Genomic DNA, 19610 nt, shown 5'->3' on the forward strand with positions numbered 1-19610 from the left:
TCGGTGCAGTCCTTACGGCGCAGCGCGATGTCCGGATTGCGACGCCGCAATGGCCGCCATCAGGTCGTCCGCATGCACCATCAGCTCGCGCGCCTGGCGCAGCATGGGGTATTGCTGCAGCACCCCGGCCCATTGCGCAGACTCCAGCAGCAGCGTCCAGACCGGTTCCAGCATGGCGGCGGGCGCGTCTTCGCCTTGCGTCAGCCGGCCGGCGTAGTCCAGGCTGGCGTCGGCGCCCAGCAACTGCATGCGGCTGGCGGCGCTGAGCAGGCGCGGCCTGGCGTCGGCGGGGGCGTCGCTGAAATAAAGCACGGCCCGTTCCAGCGCCGGGCCCTCCGTCGGCAGCGCGCGCAGCGAGCCGCCGCGCAGCGCATAGCCGCCTTCGCGCGCGCGAAACAGGTAGTCGGTCTGCGCGTCGGCGTGCGCCAACAGGCGCAGCCCGCGCAGCAGGCGCGGAAAATCCGTCGCCGCCGCGTCGGCCGAGGCCTTGGCCTCCAGCAGCAGGCACACGTCCCAGGTCGGCGCGGCGTCGCCGCCGCCGGCGCGCCGTAGCAGGGCGGCGTCCCATTCGCTCTTGGCGCGCTCGGCGCTGGCCGGGATCGACGGGGGCACGCGCATCGAGGACACGGCCAGGTACGGTGCGCCGTCCGCGGCCGCGTTGAGCGCGCGGGCCAGGGCCTGCATGGCCCGCAAGGCCAGCGCTTCGACGGCGGCGCCGCGCTCGCGCGAGGCATCGCCCTGCGCGGCGGCGTCGGCGCTGCCGGGCGCCGGCCCCTGGCTTAGCCACCGTTCGCGGTAGCGGCGCACTTCGGCGTCCGAGGCCAGCGCGTCCAGGCGCTGCAGGCGCCGCAAGGCGGGGCCGGCCAGCAGCCGCTGCAGCACGGCCGGATCGCACGCCCCGGGCAGGCCCTGCAGTTCGTCCGCGGCCCGCGCCAGTTCGGCCCACGATTGCGCGATGGCCGCCGCGTGCAGGCGGGCCAGCGCGGCGCGCGGCGGGGCCGCCGGCATGCGTTCCAGCTTGGCGGGATGGGCCAGCGTGTTGGCGGCGGCCACCAGATCGCGGCGGTCGCGGGCCGCGCCGGCCGACAGCGCCGCATACTCGCGCACGCTGGCGTTGCGATGCCGCAGCAGCAGCGCCTGGAATACCGGGTCGCCGCCCGGTTCGCGCAAGGCCTCGCGGATCAGGCGCGCCAGCGCCGCCAGGAAGGCATGGCGCAGGGCGGGCGGCGGCGTTTCGCCGGCGGCCAGCGCCCGACGGGCGTGTTCGATGGAGACGGCCAGCGCGGCGGCCGCGCCGGCGTCATGCGCGGACAGTTCGGACACGGCCGGCACGCGGTAGCGGCGGGCCGCTGCCCGCAGCGTCGCGTCCAGCAGGGGATGAGGGGACGGGAGCATGGCGCGAGCCTAACGCGTCGCGGCGTGCGCCGCAACGCGCCGGGCCGCGGCCTACTTGAACATGGCGGCGTTCTGTTCCAGCACGGCGTCGGCGCACTGGGCGTCCAGGTGGCCGCCCGGCGCGCCGGCCACGCCGATGGCGCCGATCACGTTTGCGCCGGCCTTGACCGGCACGCCGCCGCCCAGCAGCAGAAAGCCCGGGATATCCGTCAGGTTGGCGGCGCCGGGGTTCTTCTGCGCGTTCTCCATCATGGCCAGCGTGGGCGACTTGGCCGAGACCGCGGTGAACGCCTTGGCGCGGCTGGCCTCGATGGTGTGCGGGCCGGCGTTGTCGGCGCGGGCGAAGGCCTTGAGCAGGCCGGCGCGGTCCACCACCGCGGCGCTGACGTTGTAGCCCTTGGCCTGGCAGGCGGCGACGGTCTCGGTGGCCAGCTTCTGCGCATCGGCCATGGACAGGTTGCTCTCGGTCAGCACGGCCGCGTTGGCGGCGCCGGCGCAGGCGAGGAGGGTGGCGCAAGCGAGGAATTTGGGCGACATGTCTGGGTCCTTTCAGGAATGGATAACAGGAGCAGACAGATTAAAGATGGCGGCGCGGCGGCGGTAGCCGGTCGGTTACGCTGGCGGCTCCGTAGGGCTACGGAGGCCGCCGGGCGGTCAGCCCAGCAGCACGGCGTATTCGCGGATCAGCGCGGCCAGGGTGTCGGCCTCGAGCTTGGCGAACACATTGGCGCGGTAGGTTTCGACGGTGCGCGGCGACAGGTCGAACTCGCGCGCGATCTCCTTGTTGCTCAGGCCCTGCACGATGCGTTCCAGTACTTCGCGCTCGCGCCCGGACAGGCGCTCCAGCCGCTCCTGCGCGGCCTGCGTCACGGCGAGTTTCTCGCGGCTGGCGATATGGGTGCGCACGGCGGCCTGCACCGCGTCCAGGAACACGTCGTCGTCCACCGGCTTTTGCAGGAATTCCATGGCGCCGCCCTTGAAGGCGCGGCGGCACAGGTCCACGTTGGCGTGGCCGGTGAGCATGACCACCGGCAGGTCGGATTGCGCCGCCAGCCGGCTCAGCACGTCCAGGCCGCTGATGCCGGGCATGCGGATGTCGAGCACCACGCAGCCGATGGACTGCGGCGTCAGCGCCGCCAGAAAAGCCTGGGGATCGGCATGGCCCTCGCTGCGCAGGCCCACGCTGCGCAACAGCAGCGCCAGCCCGTCGCGCACCGCGTCGTCGTCGTCGACCAGATACACCAGCGGAGATTGTTCAAGCATGGGAGATTCCTGTGGCGGCCGGCGCGCCGCCCGCCAGCGGCAGGCTGAGCGTGAAGCAGGCGCCGGCCGGGCTGAGGTTGCGCGCGGCGATGCGGCCGTCCATGGCGCCGGCCAGGGTCTCGCACAGCGCCAGGCCCAGGCCCATGCCTTGCGGCCGGGTGGTATAGAACGGCGCGAACAGGCGCGGCAGCGCGTCGGCGGCGATGCCCGGGCCGGTGTCGCTGACGCTGAACAGATAGCTGGCGCCGTCGGCGCGGCCCTCCAGCGCGATGTGGCGCGCGCCGTCCGCGCCGGCCAGCGCGTCGGCGGCGTTCTGGACCAGGTTGTGCAGGATCTGCTCCAGCGCGACGCGGTCGCCCAGCGGCCGCGCGCCGGGGCTGGCGTTGCGCCACGTCAGCCTGATGCCCTGGCCGGCGAGTTCGGGCTCGCGCAGAAAGCGCAGCGAGGCCACCAGCGCGTCCGGGTCCAGGGCTTCGCGCCGCCCCGGCGAACTGGGCCGCACCAGCGCGCGCATGCGGCTGATGATGTCGGCGGCGCGCTTTGCCTGTTCGGCGCTGGCCAGCAGCGCGCGGCGCACCGCGGGGCGCTCTTCTTCGTCGTCCAGCAGCCGTTCGGCGGCGCGGGTCTGCGCCAGGATGGCGGTCAGCGGCTGGTTCAGTTCATGGGCGATGCCGGCGGCCATCTCGCCCAGCGCGCCCAGCCGGGCCATCGCGCCCAGCCGCAGCTGTTCCTGGCGGCGGCGGGCCTCGGCGCGCGAGCGCTGCCAGGCCACGGCGCCGGCCACCAGCAAGGCGCTGGCCACGGCCCAGGCGAGCCATGCGGTCCAGGGCCAGGTGTCGGGCGTCAGGCGGCGCTCGCTGCGCATCGTGAAGGGCTGGCTGGCCGCGCCCAGCGGTTTCTGCAACGCGAGCCGCCAGCCGGGCGCGCCGCCTTCGGGCTGCTTGTCCAGCAGGCGCAGCGGCGCGGCGCCCACGGTCAGCGTCAGGTTGGCCAGCCCCGGCGGGAAGTCGGCCGCCGGCACCAGTTGGCGCGCATCGAGCAGCAGGCTCCAGCCGGACGGCGCCGCCAGCCAGTAGCGCGCATCGTCCACGGGCAGCGTCACCGGGCGCCGCATCTGGCGCGCGCGCCCGATCGCCTCGGGCAGGCCATCTGGCGCGGCCATGCTGCCGCGCCAGACGCCGTCGTGCAGATGGCCCAGGCCCAGCAGCTGCGGCATGGCCGGCTGCAGGCTGGGGTAGAGCCGTTCGGGGGCGGGAGGATGGGATAGGGCGGCCAGCGTGGCGAGCACGGCTTCGTGCTGCACCGTCTTCTGGCTCAGCATGCGCTGCGCCACGCTGGTGTTCTGCAGAAAGCGTTCGTGCTGGTCCGTGTATTCCTGCCGGCCGATCCAGACGGCGCCGAGACAGAACAGGACCAGCCAGCAGAGTAGGGCGCCGGAGCGCGAAAGGGGTTTCACGCCTGGATTATGCCCTGCGCGCGCGGCCGGCAGGCATCCGTAGGGCTACGGAGACGCGGCGCTCAGGCCGCCAGCCTGCCCAGGCGCGGATCGTCGGCCTGGGTGCCGGCGGACACGGCGATCTGGTAGAGCGCGGCCACCAGGTCCGACTGGCTTACCAGCCCGACCAGGTCGCGCGACTCGTCCAGCACCGGCACGCAGTGCAGGCCGTCGGACATCGGGCGCGCGAGCTCGACGACGGGCAGGCCCGGCGTGGCGAAGGGCACTTCGCTGTGCATGCAGTCCGCGACCACCAGGTCCGGCACGCCGGTTGCGTCGGCGGCCACGCTGGCCAGCCGGTTGCGGCGCGCCAGCACGTCGCCCTGGGCGATCATGCCGGCATAGCGGCCGTTCTCGTCCAGCACCGGCAGGGCCTGCACGCGGTGCTTGTCGAACAGGCGCACGGCGTAGTCCAGCGGATCGTGGGCGCGCACCGTGACCACGTCGCGCGACATGATGTCGGCGCAGCGCACGTCGCCGTAGCGGCGCACGCTGGCGCGCAGCTCGGCGGCCAGCACGATTTCCTCCAGGTCTTCCTTGCGGATGTCCAGCAGTTCGCCGCGCTGGTTCAGCGCCTCGTCCAGGTCGTGCAGGCTGAAGCCCAGCCGCGCGCTGGGCGCCGGATCGCGGGTGCTGTGGGCGCCGGCCGCGTCGACGTGGCGGCGCGGGTAGTTGCGCTTGAGCGCGCCGTTGAAGACCACGGCGATGCACAGCAGGATGAGGGAATTCAGGGCCACCGGCCACAGCGCGAAGCCGTAGCCCAGCTTGGCCACGGGCGGGCCGCCCAGCACCGCGGTCAGCGCCACCGCGCCGCTGGGCGGATGCAGGCAGCGCAGCGAGAACATGGCGCCGATGGACAGGGCCACGGCGGCCGCGGCCGCCAGGCCGGGCAGGGGAATGAACTGGGCGCAGAACACGCCGATCAGCGCGGCGATGAGATTGCCGGCCATCAGCGACCAGGGCTGGGCCAGCGGGCTGGCGGGGGCGGCGAAGAGCAGCACGGCGGACGCGCCCATCGGCGCGATGAACCAGGGGCTGGCCGATCCCAGCGCATGCCGGCCCACCCATTCCGTGCAGAACAGGCCCAGCAGCGCGCCCACCGCGCCAAACAGCTTTTCGCGCCCATTGACGCCCACCGGCGCTGGCGCGAACGCTCCCAGCCAGCGCATGAAACCCACACCCACTGCTCTCTCCAAGCGACTCCGATTATGTCGCGGGGCGATAATTTATCACGCAGGGCGTTGCGGTGCAGCATAAGCTTATGCCGCGCGGAGCAGGACCGCGATTCAGGCCTGGTCCGGCTCTTCGCCGATGCGCGCGAGCAGGCGGGTCAGCAGCGGCCGCATGGCGCGCAGCTCTTCCAGATGGGCGGCGGAAAGGTCTTCCAGCAGGCGTTCGGCCTTGGCCGTGAGCACGACCTCGACGCGGCGGCCGTCCTGCGGGTCCGGTTCGCGGCTGACCAGGTCGAGCCGCGCCAGCCGCCCCACCAGTTCGGCGGCGGTATGCGGCCGGATCAGCAGGCGTTCGGCGATTTCGCCCACATACAGGCCGCGGCGGCCCGGAGCGGCCGAACGCGCGCCCTTGATGGCCAGCAGGGCCTGGTGCTGCTGCGGCATCAGGTCCAGGCGGGCGGCGGCGCCTTCGCTGAAGACCGAGAAGCGGCGCAGCGCGTAGCGGAAGTCGGACAGCAGTTCGTAGTCTGCCGCGGACAGCGTGGCGGGGGGCGGGGGGGCAGATTGATTCACATGTTAGATTCTAATATATATCGTGATACGATATATTGATTTTCCGCAAATTCACGCGGATCTCTTTTCCCTTTTTCCAACATGCCCGCCAATTCCGCTTCCGCCCGGGCCGCGCTGCGCCTGGGCGATTTCACCACCGACAGACGCGTCGTACTGCTGATGGGCCTGGCCATTCCGGTCGGCCTGGCCAGCGTGGCCGCCGCATGGGTGCTGCTGCGCCTGATCGCGCTGTGCACCAACCTGGCCTACCACGGCCTGTTTTCCTTCGCCGACCTGCCGATCACGGACGGGCGGCTGGGGCCGGCCTCGGTCGCGATTCCGGTCGCCGGTTGCCTGATCATCGGCCTGATGGCGCGCTACGGCTCGGAGAAGATACGCGGCCACGGCATACCGGAGGCGATGGAGGCCATTCTGATCGGCAAGAGCCGCATCCAGCCCAAGGTGGCGGTGCTGAAGCCGGTGTCCTCGGCCGTGTCCATCGGCACGGGCGGGCCGTTCGGGGCCGAAGGCCCCATCATCATGACGGGCGGCGCGATCGGATCGCTGCTGGCCCAGACCATTCACCTGGACGACGGCGAGCGCAAGACGCTGCTGGTGGCCGGCGCGGCCGCCGGCATGACGGCGATTTTCTCCACGCCGCTGGCGGCGGTGCTGCTGGCGGTGGAATTGCTGCTTTTCGAATGGAAGCCGCGCAGCTTCCTGCCCGTGGCGGTGGCCGCGCTGGTCGCCGCGGCCACGCGCGCCTATCTGCTCGACGCCGGGCCGATCTTCGCGTACGCCGGCACGCTGCCGTTCACGCCTGCGCATCTGGCCGCCTGCGCGGCGGTCGGCGTGCTGGCCGGGCTGGGTTCGGGCGTGCTGACCTCGATGGTCTATGCCGCCGAAGACCTGTTCGAAAAACTGCCGCTGCACTGGATGTGGTGGCCGGCCCTGGGCGGGCTGGCGATCGGCATCGGCGGTCTGATCGACCCGGCCGCGCTGGGCGTGGGCTACGACAATATCCGCCACCTGCTCGCCGGCGACCTGGCCCTGCAGGCCGTGTTGCTGCTGCTGGTGGTCAAGGTGCTGATCTGGTCGATCGCGCTGGGGTCGGGCACCTCGGGCGGGGTGCTGGCCCCGCTGCTGATCTTCGGCGGCGCGCTGGGCGCGCTGGCCACGCCGCTGCTGCCGCAGGCCGACGCCGGCTTCTGGGCACTGCTGGGCATGGCCGCGATGATGGGCGGCACCATGCGCGCGCCGCTGACGGCCACGCTGTTCGCGGTGGAACTGACCGGCGACGTGGGCGCGCTGCTGCCGGTGCTGGCGGCCTGCGTGTTCGCCTACGGGGTCACGGTGCTGCTGCTCAAGCGCTCCATCCTGACCGAGAAAATCGCGCGCCGCGGCCACCACATCAGCCGCGAATACCGCGTCGATCCCTTCGACCTGCTGCGCGTGCGCGACGTGATGACGTCGCCGGTGCAGACCCTGCCGCAGGACTGGACCGTGGCGCAGGCGATCGAGCATTTCACGACCGCGCAGCCGGTGCATACCAGCTATCCGGTGCTGGACGCCGACGGGCAGGTGGTGGGCGAGGTGACCCGCGCCGACACGCTGGCCTGGGCGCTGGACGGCGGGCTGCATGCGCAGCCCCTGGGCGCGGCCTTGCAGGGCCGCGAGCTGGTCTATGGCTATCCCGAGGAACTGGCCAGCCAGATCGCCGACCGCATGGCCTTGTCGGGCGCGGGCCGGGTACCCATCCTGGACCGCGCCAGCGGCCGGCTGGTCGGCATCGTGGGCCGCAAGGACCTGTTCCGCTCGCGCGCGCGCCGGCTGCGCGAGGAAAGCCGGCGCACGGCGTACTTCCGCCGGCCGCCCCCCGCCGGCGCCTGAGGCGGGCGTTGCGCTAACGCACCGCGCGCAATTCCCACAACACGTCCAGCACGTGCCGGGTGGCCTGTTCCACGCTTCCGGCACGGTGCGCGATGCCCAGCGGACGCCACAGCGCGGGCCGCAGCGGGCGCATCGCGATGCGCGGATCGGGCTGTGGCGCGGTGGCCTCGTGCGGCAGCAGCGTGGCGCCGTAGCCGGCCGCCACCAGGCTTTTGATCGCGTCGTTGTAGTTGAGCTGGATGCGCGGGCGCGGGTGCAGGCCGGCGGCCGCGAACCATTCGGTGGTCTGGCGCGAGAGCCGCGTGCTGGTGTCATTCAGGATGAGCGGCCGCTCGGCCAGCCAGGCCGGCGCGATGCGGGCCGGCGCGCGCCAGCCGGCCGGCAGGAAGGCCATGATCGGGTCGCGCCGCCACGGCCGCAGCACCAGGCCGTCCAGCGGCGGCTGGGGCAGGGCCACCAGCCCCACGTCCAGCGTGCCGTCGGCCAGGCGCTGCAGGGTTTCCTGCGAAGTCAGCACCGCGACCTGCACGTCGATGCCGGGGTGGTTGCGTCCCAGCGATTCCAGCGCCTGCGGCAGCAGATGGGCGATGGCGCCGGTGGAGGCGCCCAGCCGCACGCGTCCGGCCAGCCCCTGCACCTGGCGCTGCACGTCGTCGAGCGTCTGGTCGGCTTCGGCCAGCAGGCGGCGCGCGCGTTCCAGCAGGGTTTCGCCGATGGCGGTGGGCCGGACCTGGCCGCGCTTGCGGGTCAGCAGCGGCGCGCCGATGCGCGCCTCCAGGTCGGCCACGTGCAGGCTGACGGTGGGCGGGGCCAGGTACAGGGCGCGGGCCGCCTGCGCAAAGGAGCCCAGGTCGGCGATGGCGACCAGAGTGCGAAGCCGGTCCAGGCTGATGGCGCGCATGATGGTGAAGTTTCCGTCGTTCAGTAAAGCTGAATCAGACGATCATGATATTCGACTTTTGTTATCCAGCCTCGCGGCCGATGATAGAGCCTTATTCCGCCATCCTCTCCTGCTACGGGAAACCCGCGACATGACCCAACCTCTAGTTTTCATCGACGGCGACCAGGGCACCACCGGCCTGCAGATCCACGAGCGCCTGCACGGACGCGCCGACCTGCGGCTGCTGACCCTGCCCGAGGCCGAACGCAAGAATCCGCAGCGCCGCGCCGAGGCGATCAACGCCTGCGACGTCGCCATTCTGTGCCTGCCCGACGAGCCGGCGCGCCAGGCCGTGGCGGCGATCGCCAACCCGGCGGTGCGGGTCATCGACGCCAGCTCGGCGCATCGCACCGACGCCGGCTGGGTCTACGGTTTCCCGGAAATGAACGCCGAGCAGGCCGGCCTGATCGCCCAGGCGCGGCGCGTGAGCAATCCGGGCTGCTATCCCACCGGCGCCATCGCGCTGCTGGGGCCGCTGGTGCGCGCCGGCCTGGTGCCGGCCGACTATCCCGTGGCCGTGCACGCGGTGTCGGGCTATTCGGGCGGCGGACGCGCCAGCGTGCAGGCCTACGAAGATCCGGACGGACCGCGGGGCCCGGCGTTCCAGCTCTATGGCCTGGGCCTGGCGCACAAGCACACGCCGGAAATCCAGCGGCACGCCGGCCTGACGCAGCGGCCCGTGTTCGTGCCGGCCTACGGCGCGTTCCGCCAGGGCATCGTGCTGACCGTGCCGCTGCAGCTGCGGCTGCTGGCGCCGGGCGTGGACGCCGCGCGGCTGCACGATTGCCTGCAGGGCCATTACGCGCAAGCGGCCCACGTGCAGGTGGTGGCGCCCGAAGAAGCCGCCGGCCATACCCACCTGGACCCGCAGGCCTTGAACGGCACCAACGACCTGCGCCTGGCGGTCTACGGCAACGCGCAGCACGGCCAGGTCCTGCTGACCGCGGTGTTCGACAACCTGGGCAAGGGCGCCTCGGGCGCGGCGGTGCAGAACCTGGACCTGATGCTGGCGGCGATGCGCTAGTTCGGCGCCCCGATCGCGTCCAGGCGCTGCGCCAGCGCCGCCAGTTCAGGCCGCATGCTGCAGCGGGGCCGGCGCCTGGGCGATGCGGCGCGTGATCTCGGCGGCCGCGCCGCACACCAGTCCGGCCAGATAGTCTTCGCGGAACGCCGCGAAGGCGGGCTGCGACCCGATCAGCGTGATGCTGCCCAGCACGTGGTTTTCTTCATCGAAGATCGGCGCGGCGATGCCGGTCTTGCCGGAATCCAGCTCTCCCGAGCTGATGCAGTAGCCGGCCTTGCGCACTTGCAGCATGAGGCGCGAAAAGGCCTTCCAGTCGCGCGCCAGGCGCTGCATGTCCGGCGCATCCGCATGTTCGTCGTAGACGCGGCGTAGGGGCCGCGGGCCGAGATTGGCCAGGATCACGCGCGCCGTCGCGCTGCGTAGCAGCGGCATGTAGCGCCCGCGGCCGAAGTTCAGGGCCTGGGTGTTGCGGCCGGCCTGCTGGTGCACGTTGATGACCTTGTCGTCGTAGCGCTCGCTGAGCAGCACGTCCAGCCCGGTCTGGGCGGACATTTCCTCGATCAGGTCGCGGCTCAGCGTGAGCATGGGGTCGTACTCCCGCATCTGCAGGTCCAGCGCGATGATGCGCGGGCCCAGCGCATAGCCGGCGGGCAGGCGCACCAGCAGCCCGCAGGCGCATAGCTCGCGGACATAGCGGTAGGCGGTGGCCGGCGCGTAGCCGCGCAGCCGGCAGATGGCTTCCACATCCAGGACCGGCCGTTCGGGCTGAAAAAGATCCAGGACATCGAGCATGCGGCGAAGACTGTTCATGGGTGTAAGCGGTGATGGGAAAGACTTGCGGTGAGGGTGCACCAAGGGACGCGGATTGGCAAATCGGCCTCGCGCGGCCCGCGCACGCGTGCTTATAGGCCAACATCGATTGTTCATCAAATAGATAATCTTAATGGGTTGAGTCGCATCAAACGGCCAAAAAGAATTGCAGCATTATCAAATTACGATAAAGTGGCAATCAAAGGAGGCTGAAATGATGACTGGAGCTAAAGCCCTGCTGGAGGCCCTGCGCGAGCAGGGCGTGGAACTGTGTTTCGCCAACCCCGGCACGACCGAGCTGGATCTGGTGCGCGCGCTGGAGGAGGTGCCGGGCATGCGCTGCGTGATCGGCCTTCAGGAAAACGTGTGCACCGGCGCGGCCGACGGCTACGGCCGCCTGGCCGGCAAGCCCGCCGCCACGTTGCTGCACCTGGGGCCGGGATTCGCCAACGGCATCGCCAACCTGCACAACGCGCGCCGCGCCCGCACGCCCATCGTCAACGTCATCGGCGACCACGCCAGCTGGCACCTGGACTGCGACGCGCCGCTCACCTCGGACATCGAGTCGCTGGCGCGCCCGGTCTCGGGCTGGGTGCGGCGCATTGCCTCGGCGCAGGACGCCGCCCGCGACGCCGGCGAGGCGGTCGCGGCCAGCCTGGCCCGCGGCGGCCAGGGCGCGACGCTGATCTTTCCGGCCGACTTCCAGGCCGAGAACCTGGACGGCCAGGCCGCGCCAGCTCCGGCCGCGGCCGTTGCGGACCGGGCGGACGACGATTTCGACGCCGCCGCCGTCTGGCGCCGCCTGAGCGCGGCGCGGCGTCCGCTGTTCCTGCTGGGCGGGGGCGGGCCGGACAGCGGCCTGGGCCGCCGCGCGCAGATCGCCGCGGCGCGGCTTTGCGCCGCACTGGGCGGCTCGGCCTACGCCGAGACGTTTCCGGCCCGCTCCGAGCGCGGCCGGGGGCTGCCGGATTTCGACCGCCTGCCTTATTTTCCCGAGCCCGCCCGGGCGGCGCTGGACGCGGCCGACCTGGTGGTGCTGGCCGGCGCGCTGCCGCCGGTGACGTACTTCGGCTACCCCGGCCACCCGAGCCGGCTGGTGCCGGCCGAGCGGCTGCTGACGCTGGCCGCGCCGGGCGGCGACGCCGCCTCGCGCCTGGAGGCGCTGGCCGAGCTGGCGGGCGCGCCCGCGTTCGAGCCGGCCGACGCCTTGCTGCCGCAGCCCGCCGCCGGCGCGCTCACGCCGCAATCCATCGCGGCGGTGGTGGCGCGCGCGCTGCCCGAGCAGGCCATCGTGTCGGTGGAGGGCGGCACCTGCGGCTATCCCCTGTACGCGGCCTCGGCCGGCGCGGCCCCGCACACGGTGCTGACCAATACCGGCGGCGCGATCGGACAGGGCCTGCCGGTCGCCATGGGCGCGGCCATCGCCTGCCCGGACCGCCGCGTGGTGGCGCTGCTGTCCGACGGCAGCACGCAATACACGATCCAGGCGCTGTGGTCGCTGGCGCGCGAAAACCTGCCGGTCACGGTGCTGATCGCCGCCAATCACCAGTACGCCATCCTGCGCAACGAACTGCGCCGCGGCGGCGCGGCGCTGGGCGAGCGCGCCGCCGCAATGACCGCGCTGGACGCCCCCCGCATCGACTGGGTGGGGCTGGCCGCCAGCTACGGCGTGCCGGCAAGCCGCGCCGCGACTTCCGAAGCCCTGGCCGAACAACTGGAACAGGCGCTGCGGCGTCCGGGTCCCGCCCTGATCGAGATGGCGCTGTAGGCGCCGCTCCCTCTCTCTATCTATACACAAGGAGCAAGACGCGATGGATTTGCAACTCAAGGGGAAAGTCGCCGTGGTCACGGGCGGCAGCCTGGGCATCGGACGGGCGGTGAGCGAAGCGCTGGCGGCCGAAGGAGTGCGGGTGGCCATCGTGGCCCGCCGCCAGGCGCAGCTGGACGAAGTCGCCGCCGAGATCACCCGCGCCAGCGGCGTGGAGGTGCGGGGCTTCGCCGCCGACGTGTCCGACACCGCCCAGGTCGACGCGATGATGCAGCAGGTGGCCGCGCATTTCGGCCGCATCGACATCCTGGTCAACGGCGCCGCGCATCCGGGCGGGCTGGTGCGCAGCGAGATCGACGAGGCCGATCCCGAAGGCCTGCTGGAAGACATCAACATCAAGGTCGTGGGCTACATGCGCTGCGCCAAGACCGCCGCGCCCCACATGCGCCGCGGCGGCTACGGCCGCATCGTCAACATCGGCGGGCTGACCGGGCGCGGCAGCAAGCAGCTCTCCGGCATGCGCAACGTCGCCATCTGCCACCTGACCAAGACGCTGTCGGACCAGCTCGGCCCGGACGGCATCACCGTCAACGTAATCCATCCGGGCGTGGTCGAGACCCCGCACATCCATGAGCTGTACGCAAAGGAAGCCGCCAAACAGGGGCTGACCGCCGCGCAGGTGGAGGCCAACTACGCGAAGGCCACGCCCATACGCCGCGTGCTGCAGCCGGCCGAGATCGCCGACGCCGTGCTGTTTCTGGCCTCGCCGCGCGCCGGCGCGATCACCGGCGAGTCGCTGGGCGTGGACGGCGGCATCACGCGCGGCATTTTTCTTTGACCGGCAAGCGCCGGATAGGAGTCTGGATATGCAAGGCACGATACTGGTCGGCACGGCCGGCCAAGGGATATTGCGCAGCGTGGATGACGGCGCCACCTGGCACCGCCTGGGCCTGAAGGAAGCCATCGAGTTCGACGGCACGGTGCGCAGCCTGGCCGTGGACCCGGCCGACCCGCGCCGCGTGTTCGCCGGCGCCGACGCCGGCCTGTGCATCAGCACCGACGGCGGCGCGCATTTCGCCCGGGTGGACTCGCCCATGAACGGCATGACGGTCTGGGCCATCGCGATCGATCCGTCCGACCCCCGGCGCATGTACGCCGGCACCGGCGCGCCCTCGCGCGCCGCCATGTTCCGTTCGGTCGACGGCGGCGCCAGCTGGCAGCGCCTGTCGCCCGAGCTGCCCGAGTTCTGCCGCGGCGTGAACCGTCCGCGCATTCTTTCCGTCTGCGTGGACCCGGACGACGGCCGCGAAGTCTGGTTCGGCGTCGAGGAGGGCGGGCTATGGCGCAGCCGCGACGGCGGCGACACCTGGCTGCGCGTGGACCAGGAGGACGGCGCCATCGCCAACCCCGACATCCATTGCGTGGCCATCCTGCCGGCCACGGCCGCCGCGCCCAAGACTGCGATGGTGCTGAGCGTGAACTCGGTCTACCTGAGCGAGGACGACGGCGGGCATTGGGAGGGCGCGGCCTCCAAGTCGCGCTTCGACGGCATGTATTACACCCGCACGGTGCAGGCCCTGCCGGGCGCGCCCGATACGCTGCTGCTGGCCATCGGCGACGGCACGCCGGGCACGCGCAGCCGCATCTACCTGTCGGACGACCGCGGCCGCAACTGGCGGCCGTCCCTGCTGCACACGGCGCCCAACTCCACCTTCTGGGCCTTCGGCGTGCATGCCGCCGACCCCGGGCTGGCGTTCGCCGGCACCAAGTACGGCCACCTGTTCCGGTCCACCGACGGCGGGCGCAGCTGGTTCAAGGAGTGGCGCGACTTCAGCGAGATCACGGCGGTGGCCTGGACGCCGCACGTCGCGCCGGTCACGGCGCATCCCCAGTCCATCAACTGAACGCACGGAGACCGCCATGTCCAACTCCGCCCTCGCGCCGGCCGAGCGCCGCCCGCGCATTGCGCGCACCCACCTGGCCCTGTTCGTGCGGGACCCGTTCGCCTCGGCGTCCTGGTACGAATCCGTGCTGGGCATGCAGGAGACCGCGCGCGGCGAGCAATGGGTGTTCCTGTCCTTCGGCCGCAAGCACCACGATATCGCGCTGATCAAGGCGCCGCAGGAAGAGGGCGGCGCCGCGCCGGCGCGCGGCCCCATCAACATGCAGCACTACGGCCTGGAGATCGAGGGCGACGTCGACGAGCTGCGCCGGCTCTACGGCATGTTGCTGGCCAAGGGCGTGGACGTGGTGAAGATCACCGACCACAAGGTGGGCTACGGCGTGTACTTCACCGACCCGGACGGCCACCGCTTCGAATTCTTCTGCGAGACCGTGCACGGCGACGAGGCGGGCAAGCGCGTGCTGCACGAGCACAACGCCCCCAGCGTCCCCATGACGCTCGATCCGCTGTAGGCGCCGCCGCAGGTCCCCATTGCGATTCCCAATTCACTGGAGCATCCATGAACACCCCCAACTTCGGCCCCTACCGCATCCGCAAGTGGTATCTGCAAGTCGAGGACACGCTGGCCACCGAGACCGGCGAGCCGGCCGACGGCGCGCCGCTGCGCAAGATCGTCATCGCCGCCGTGCTGCACAACCCGTACGCGGGACGCTTCGAGCGCGACCTGTCGGCCTACGTCGAGCCCTCGGGCATGCTGGGCGAGGAGTTCGGCCGCCGCATCATCGAGGCGGCCGGCGGCCAGCCGCTGGAAAGCTACGGCAAGGCCTGCGTCGTGGGCGCCGATGGCGAATACGAGCACGGCAATGCGCTGCTGACCACGGTGTTCGCCGAGCCGGTGCGCGCGGCCCTGGGCGGCGGCAAGGCCTGGGTGCCCTCGACCGGCAAGCGCGGCGGCCCCGGCACCGTGGTCGACATTCCGCTGGCGCACAAGGACGCGCTCTACGTGCGTTCGCACTACGACACCGTGACCGCGCTGTTCGCCGACGCGCCCAACCGCGACGAAGTGCTGATCGCCTTCGCGTTCGCGACCCGCGGCCGCCTGCACGCGCGCCTGGGCGGCCTGGCGGCCAGCGAGATCGCGGGCCAGGACGGCCTTTGCTGAAAGGGGCGCAGCCATGCAACGCCGCGACTCCGACATCGCCGTCAACGGCCTGAGCCTGCGCCTGACCGAATGGGGGCCGCGGGACGGCCGCCCGCTGTTCATGCTGCACGGCATCCGCGGCTATGCCGAAACCTTCGCCGGCATCGCCCGGGCGCTGCAGCCGGAGTTCCGCGTGCTGGCCTATGACCAGCGCGGCCGCGGCGCCAGCGACTGGGACCCGGCGCGCAACTATTACACCGACGCCTACGTGGCGGACCTGGCCGGCGTGGCCGACGCGCTGGGCCTGGAGCGCTTCGACCTGCTGGGCCACTCGATGGGCGGCATCGCCGCGATCGTGTTCGCGGCGGCCCATCCGCGGCGCGTGCGCCGCCTGGTGATCGAGGACGCGGGCCCGGCGGCGTACGAAGGCAGCGCGGGCGCGGCCCGCATCCAGCGCGAACTGCGCGAGACGCCCGAATCCTTCGCCGACATCGGCGCGGCGCGCGAGTACCTGCGGGCGCTGCGCCCCAGCGTGCCGGAGGCCGCGCGCGAGGAACGGCTGCGGCACATGCTCAAGCCGGACGGCGCGGGCGGCTGGACCTGGCGCCACGACCATGCCGGCATCGCGGCGACCCGGCTCGATCCCGATCCGGCGCGCGTGGTGGACCTGTGGCCGCCGGTCGCGGCGCTGGCCTGTCCGACCCTGGTGCTGCGGGGCGGACGGTCCGACTACCTGCAGGCGGCCACCGCCCGCGACATGGCGGCGCGCAATCCGAACGTGGCCTGGACCGAGATCGCCGGGGCCGGCCACTACATCCACGACGATCAGCCGGACGCCTTCGCGCAGGCGGTGGGCGAATTCCTGCGGCGCGCCTGAGCAGGGCGCGCGCGCATACGACAAGAAACCAAGGGAGAGCCGACATGGCGCATATCGAAGAAGTGCCGGTGCTGGTGGTGGGCGCCGGGCCGGTGGGCGTGACGCTGGCCAATCTGCTGGGCAGCTACGGCGTGGCCACGCGGGTGCTGGAGCGCAACGCCGACGTGCTGGACTATCCGCGCGCCGTCGGCCTGGACGACGAGGCCATGCGCACCTTCCAGAGCGCCGGCCTGGCCGACGAGATGCTGCGCGACATGATCCAGAACGTGCCCATGCGCATGTACACGCGGACCAAGCGCTGCTTCGCCGAAATCCTGCCGGCCACGCGCGAATTCGGCTGGTACCGCCGCAACCTGTTCTCGCAGCCGCTGGGCGAACGCACCCTGCGCGCGGGCCTGCGGCGCTTTCCGCACGTGGCCCTGGAGCTGGGCACGGAACTGCTGGCGCTGGACCAGGACGCCCACGGCGTCACGGCGCGGGTGCGCGGGGCCGACGGCGCCGAGCGCGAGATCCGCGCGCAATATCTGCTGGCCGCCGACGGCGGGCGCAGCACGGTGCGCGAGCGCCTGCTGAAGCTGCCGTTCGACGGCAACACCCATCCGCGCAAGTGGGTGGTCATCGAGTGCGACCAGGACCCGCTGGACGCGCCCTATACGGCGCTGCATTGCGAGCCGCGCCGTCCCTACGTCTGCCTGCGCCTGCCGTATGGCCTGCGGCGCTGGGAATTCATGCTGTTCCCGGGCGAGGACAGCGAACAGATCCTGCAGCCCGAAAAAGTGCAGGAGCTGCTGCGCCATCACGTGGCCGATCCGAGCCGGCTCAACGTCATCCGCGCGCGGGTCTACACCCACAATTCGCGGGTGGCGCGCAGCTTCGTCAATGGCCGCGTCTGCCTGGCGGGCGACGCCGCCCACCTCACGCCGCCGTGGATCGGCCAGGGCCTGAACGCCGGCCTGCGCGACGCGTTCAACCTGGCCTGGAAGGTGGCCTGGATCGTGCAGGGCCGGCTCGATCCGGCCGCGCTGCAGAGCTACCACGACGAACGCCACGCCCACGCCCGCGCCATGATTTCGCTGGCCGACATGTTCGGCGCCATGCTGTCGCAGACCAACCCGGCGCTGGCCGCGCTGCGCGACGCCTTTTTCATGTCGATCCGCAAGATCCCGCGCATCCGGGACTACGTGCTGCAGATGAAGTTCAAGCCCATGCCGCGCTACAGCCCTGGCGTGGTGGGCGACAGCGCCGACCGCGTCCAGCGCGAATGCATCGGCCGCATGTTCATCCAGCCGCTGGTCGAGACCGAGGACGGGGCCACCCGCCGCATGGACGAGGCGCTGGGCACCGGCTTCGCCCTGCTGGGCTGGCGCTGGGACCCGCGCGCGGCGCTGACGCCGGCGCTGCGCGCGCAGCTCGACAGGCTGGGGTGCCGCTACGTGGCCGCGCAGCGCGCCCGCAGCGGCTGCGCGCCGGACGAGGCCCAGGCCGGGCCGCTGCCGGTGCTGCAGGACACCGAGAACGCGCTGCATTTCTGGTTCCAGCGCACCGGCGCCGACTGGGTGCTGCTGCGGCCGGACCGCTATGTCGCGGCGCTCGGACGGCGCGAGGATGCCGCCGCGCTGCTGGGCCAGTTCGCCGCCCGCTTCGTGCCGGGCGGCGCGCCCGCGCCCGCCGAGCCGGCGCAGGCCGCCGGCCTGGCCTGCGCCGCGGCGGCGGCGCTGAACGGAGCGCAGCCATGAGCGCCGGCGCACGCACGGTCCGCAACGTGCTCTTCATCATGTGCGACCAGCTGCGCGCCGATCATCTGTCCTGCTATGGCGGGGCCGGCGCGCTGCGCACGCCGAACATCGACCGGCTGGCGGGCATGGGCGTGCAGTACGACCGGGCCTACGTCACCTCGGCCGTCTGCGGCCCGTCGCGCGCTTCGTACTACACCGGCCGCTATCCGCTGTCGCACCGGGTCACCTGGAACCGCGTGCCGCATCCGGTGGACGAGTGGTGCCTGGGCGAGTACCTGGCCCAGTCCGGCCGCGCGCTGCACCTGCTGGGCAAGACCCATTTCGTGCCCGACCGCGCCGGGCTGCGCGCCAAGGGCTATGCGGCCGAGGACGAACAGCGCTTCCTGCAGGGCGGATTCGTGCCGCTGGAGCGCTACGACGGCCACTTCGAACTGGCCGAGAACAGCGCGTACCGCCGCTACCTGCGCGAGCGCGGCTACGACAGCGAACGGCCCTGGGAAGACTACGTCATCGGCAGCCTCGGCCCGGACGGCGCCCCGGCCAGCGGCTGGCTGATGCGCAACGCGCCGCTGCCGGCCCGGGTGGACGCGGCCGATTCCGAAACCGCCTACCTGACCGACCGCACGCTGCAGTTCATGCGGGAGCAGGGCGACGCGCCGTGGGCGCTGCACCTGTCCTACATCAAGCCGCATTGGCCGTACAAGGCGCCGGCCCCGTACCACGCGCTGTACGGGCCGGAAGACTGCCCGCCGCCGGTGCGCTCGCAGGCCGAGCGCGAACGGCCCCATCCGGTGCATGGCGCCTACCAGCGCCTGGAAGAATCCGTATCGTTCGCGCGCGACGAGGTCTGGCGCGGAGTGCGTCCGGTCTACATGGGGCTGGTCAAGCAGATCGACGACCAGATCGGCCGGGTGCTGGACTTCCTGGAGCGCAGCGGCAGGCTGCGCGACACGCTGATCCTGTTCACCTCGGATCACGGCGACCACCTGGGCGACCACTGGCTGGGCGAGAAGGAATACTTTTTCGAGAGCGCCATGCGCGTGCCTTGCCTGGTCTACGACCCCACGGCGCAGGCCGACGCCAGCCGCGGGCGGCGCAGCGACGCTTTCGTCGAGTGCATCGATATCGTGCCCACGGTGCTGGACGCGCTGGGCCTGCCGCCCGAGCGTCACCGCATCGAGGGCCGCTCGCTGCTGCCGGACATCCGCGGCGGACAGCCCGAGGCGCCGGCCCGCGAGTACGTGGTGGGCAGCCTGGACTACGCCTACCGCGAGGCGCGCCTGTTCCTGGGACGCGGCACGCGCGAGTGCACCGGCCTGATGGTGCGCGACGAACGCTACAAGTACCTGCACTGGCAGGGCTATCCGGCCCAGCTGTTCGACCTGCGCGACGACCCGGGCGAACTGCGCGACCTGGGCGCCGACCCGGGCATGGCGCCGGTCGTCGCCCGCATGAGGGCGGCGCTGCTGGACTGGCACGAAGGCCTGAAACGCCGGGCCAGCGAGACCGACGCCGAGGTCTGTGCGCGCACGCACGCGCACGAACGGATGATGGGCATACTGATCGGCCGCTGGTGAAGCGCGCCGGTCTGATCTAGGGTTTCTACACAAGGGGAAGTGCCATGGGATCGCCGTATCGCTGTTG

At 71.9% G+C, this 19610-nt stretch carries 18 protein-coding genes; 10 read left to right on the forward strand and 8 right to left on the reverse strand.

What is annotated here, in order from left to right:
• Positions 1 to 12 precede the first annotated feature (12 nt).
• The 6 genes from C1I89_RS01590 to C1I89_RS01615 all read right to left on the reverse strand — a co-directional run bounded on the left by C1I89_RS01590 (position 13) and on the right by C1I89_RS01615 (position 5898).
• Positions 13 to 1395, reverse strand: a complete 1383-nt coding sequence (locus tag C1I89_RS01590) for a 3-deoxy-D-arabino-heptulosonate 7-phosphate synthase (RefSeq protein WP_102771063.1) — start codon at positions 1393 to 1395, stop codon at positions 13 to 15.
• 51 nt (positions 1396 to 1446) lie between these two features.
• Positions 1447 to 1932 carry a GlcG/HbpS family heme-binding protein gene (locus C1I89_RS01595; protein ID WP_102771064.1) on the reverse strand — a complete coding sequence of 162 codons (486 nt, stop codon included), beginning with the start codon at positions 1930 to 1932 and terminating at the stop codon, positions 1447 to 1449.
• Between the two features lie 117 nt (positions 1933 to 2049).
• Positions 2050 to 2658, reverse strand: coding sequence for a response regulator transcription factor (locus C1I89_RS01600; protein WP_102771065.1), 609 nt, complete (start codon positions 2656 to 2658; stop codon positions 2050 to 2052).
• On the reverse strand, positions 2651 to 4114 hold the full coding sequence (locus C1I89_RS01605; RefSeq protein WP_102771066.1) for a sensor histidine kinase: 1464 nt from the start codon (positions 4112 to 4114) through the stop codon (positions 2651 to 2653). The genes C1I89_RS01600 and C1I89_RS01605 overlap by 8 nt, the downstream gene beginning before the upstream one ends.
• A gap of 62 nt (positions 4115 to 4176) precedes the next feature.
• Positions 4177 to 5337, reverse strand: coding sequence for an HPP family protein (locus C1I89_RS01610; RefSeq protein ID WP_258231301.1), 1161 nt, complete (start codon positions 5335 to 5337; stop codon positions 4177 to 4179).
• 102 nt (positions 5338 to 5439) lie between these two features.
• Entirely contained in the window at positions 5440 to 5898 is a 459-nt protein-coding gene (locus tag C1I89_RS01615; protein ID WP_246842384.1) for a MarR family winged helix-turn-helix transcriptional regulator, read from the reverse strand.
• A gap of 81 nt (positions 5899 to 5979) precedes the next feature.
• Between C1I89_RS01615 and C1I89_RS01620 the strand changes: the two genes are divergently transcribed.
• A complete protein-coding gene (locus tag C1I89_RS01620; RefSeq protein WP_102771068.1) occupies positions 5980 to 7767 on the forward strand; it encodes a chloride channel protein in 1788 nt (595 codons plus the stop codon).
• 13 nt (positions 7768 to 7780) lie between these two features.
• Here the strand turns inward: C1I89_RS01620 and C1I89_RS01625 are convergent, their stop codons facing one another.
• On the reverse strand, positions 7781 to 8668 hold the full coding sequence (locus tag C1I89_RS01625) for a LysR family transcriptional regulator (RefSeq protein ID WP_102771069.1): 888 nt from the start codon (positions 8666 to 8668) through the stop codon (positions 7781 to 7783).
• Positions 8669 to 8798: 130 nt separating this feature from the next.
• Here C1I89_RS01625 and argC point away from each other — a divergent pair, with 130 nt between their 5' ends.
• Positions 8799 to 9731 carry an N-acetyl-gamma-glutamyl-phosphate reductase gene (gene argC / locus C1I89_RS01630; protein ID WP_102771070.1) on the forward strand — a complete coding sequence of 311 codons (933 nt, stop codon included), beginning with the start codon at positions 8799 to 8801 and terminating at the stop codon, positions 9729 to 9731.
• A 45-nt stretch (positions 9732 to 9776) separates the two neighbouring features.
• Here the strand turns inward: argC and C1I89_RS01635 are convergent, their stop codons facing one another.
• Positions 9777 to 10541 carry an IclR family transcriptional regulator gene (locus C1I89_RS01635; protein ID WP_168202121.1) on the reverse strand — a complete coding sequence of 255 codons (765 nt, stop codon included), beginning with the start codon at positions 10539 to 10541 and terminating at the stop codon, positions 9777 to 9779.
• 217 nt (positions 10542 to 10758) lie between these two features.
• Between C1I89_RS01635 and C1I89_RS01640 the strand changes: the two genes are divergently transcribed.
• From C1I89_RS01640 to C1I89_RS01675, 8 genes are read left to right on the forward strand one after another with little or no spacing between them, the layout of a single operon-like run.
• Positions 10759 to 12309, forward strand: coding sequence for an acetolactate synthase large subunit (locus C1I89_RS01640; RefSeq protein ID WP_102771812.1), 1551 nt, complete (start codon positions 10759 to 10761; stop codon positions 12307 to 12309).
• Positions 12310 to 12352: 43 nt separating this feature from the next.
• Positions 12353 to 13147 (forward strand): SDR family NAD(P)-dependent oxidoreductase, encoded by a 795-nt coding sequence (locus C1I89_RS01645; RefSeq protein WP_102771072.1) that lies wholly within the window; start codon positions 12353 to 12355, stop codon positions 13145 to 13147.
• A 28-nt stretch (positions 13148 to 13175) separates the two neighbouring features.
• Complete coding sequence (locus C1I89_RS01650) at positions 13176 to 14213, forward strand: WD40/YVTN/BNR-like repeat-containing protein (RefSeq protein WP_102771073.1); 1038 nt, start codon at positions 13176 to 13178, stop codon at positions 14211 to 14213.
• A gap of 16 nt (positions 14214 to 14229) precedes the next feature.
• The gene (locus C1I89_RS01655; RefSeq protein ID WP_102771074.1) at positions 14230 to 14724 is read left to right on the forward strand and encodes a VOC family protein; all 495 of its coding nucleotides are present in this window, start codon (positions 14230 to 14232) and stop codon (positions 14722 to 14724) included.
• A 47-nt stretch (positions 14725 to 14771) separates the two neighbouring features.
• Positions 14772 to 15374, forward strand: coding sequence for an amino acid synthesis family protein (locus C1I89_RS01660; protein WP_102771075.1), 603 nt, complete (start codon positions 14772 to 14774; stop codon positions 15372 to 15374).
• A 13-nt stretch (positions 15375 to 15387) separates the two neighbouring features.
• Complete coding sequence (locus tag C1I89_RS01665) at positions 15388 to 16230, forward strand: alpha/beta fold hydrolase (RefSeq protein WP_102771076.1); 843 nt, start codon at positions 15388 to 15390, stop codon at positions 16228 to 16230.
• A gap of 44 nt (positions 16231 to 16274) precedes the next feature.
• The gene (locus tag C1I89_RS01670; protein WP_258231302.1) at positions 16275 to 17966 is read left to right on the forward strand and encodes a bifunctional 3-(3-hydroxy-phenyl)propionate/3-hydroxycinnamic acid hydroxylase; all 1692 of its coding nucleotides are present in this window, start codon (positions 16275 to 16277) and stop codon (positions 17964 to 17966) included.
• Positions 17963 to 19543 carry a sulfatase-like hydrolase/transferase gene (locus C1I89_RS01675; RefSeq protein WP_102771077.1) on the forward strand — a complete coding sequence of 527 codons (1581 nt, stop codon included), beginning with the start codon at positions 17963 to 17965 and terminating at the stop codon, positions 19541 to 19543. Before C1I89_RS01670 ends, C1I89_RS01675 begins: the two co-directional genes overlap by 4 nt.
• The last annotated feature ends 67 nt before the right edge of the window (positions 19544 to 19610 follow it).

Source organism: Achromobacter pulmonis (assembly GCF_002885955.2).
GTDB lineage: Bacteria > Pseudomonadota > Gammaproteobacteria > Burkholderiales > Burkholderiaceae_B > Achromobacter > Achromobacter pulmonis_A.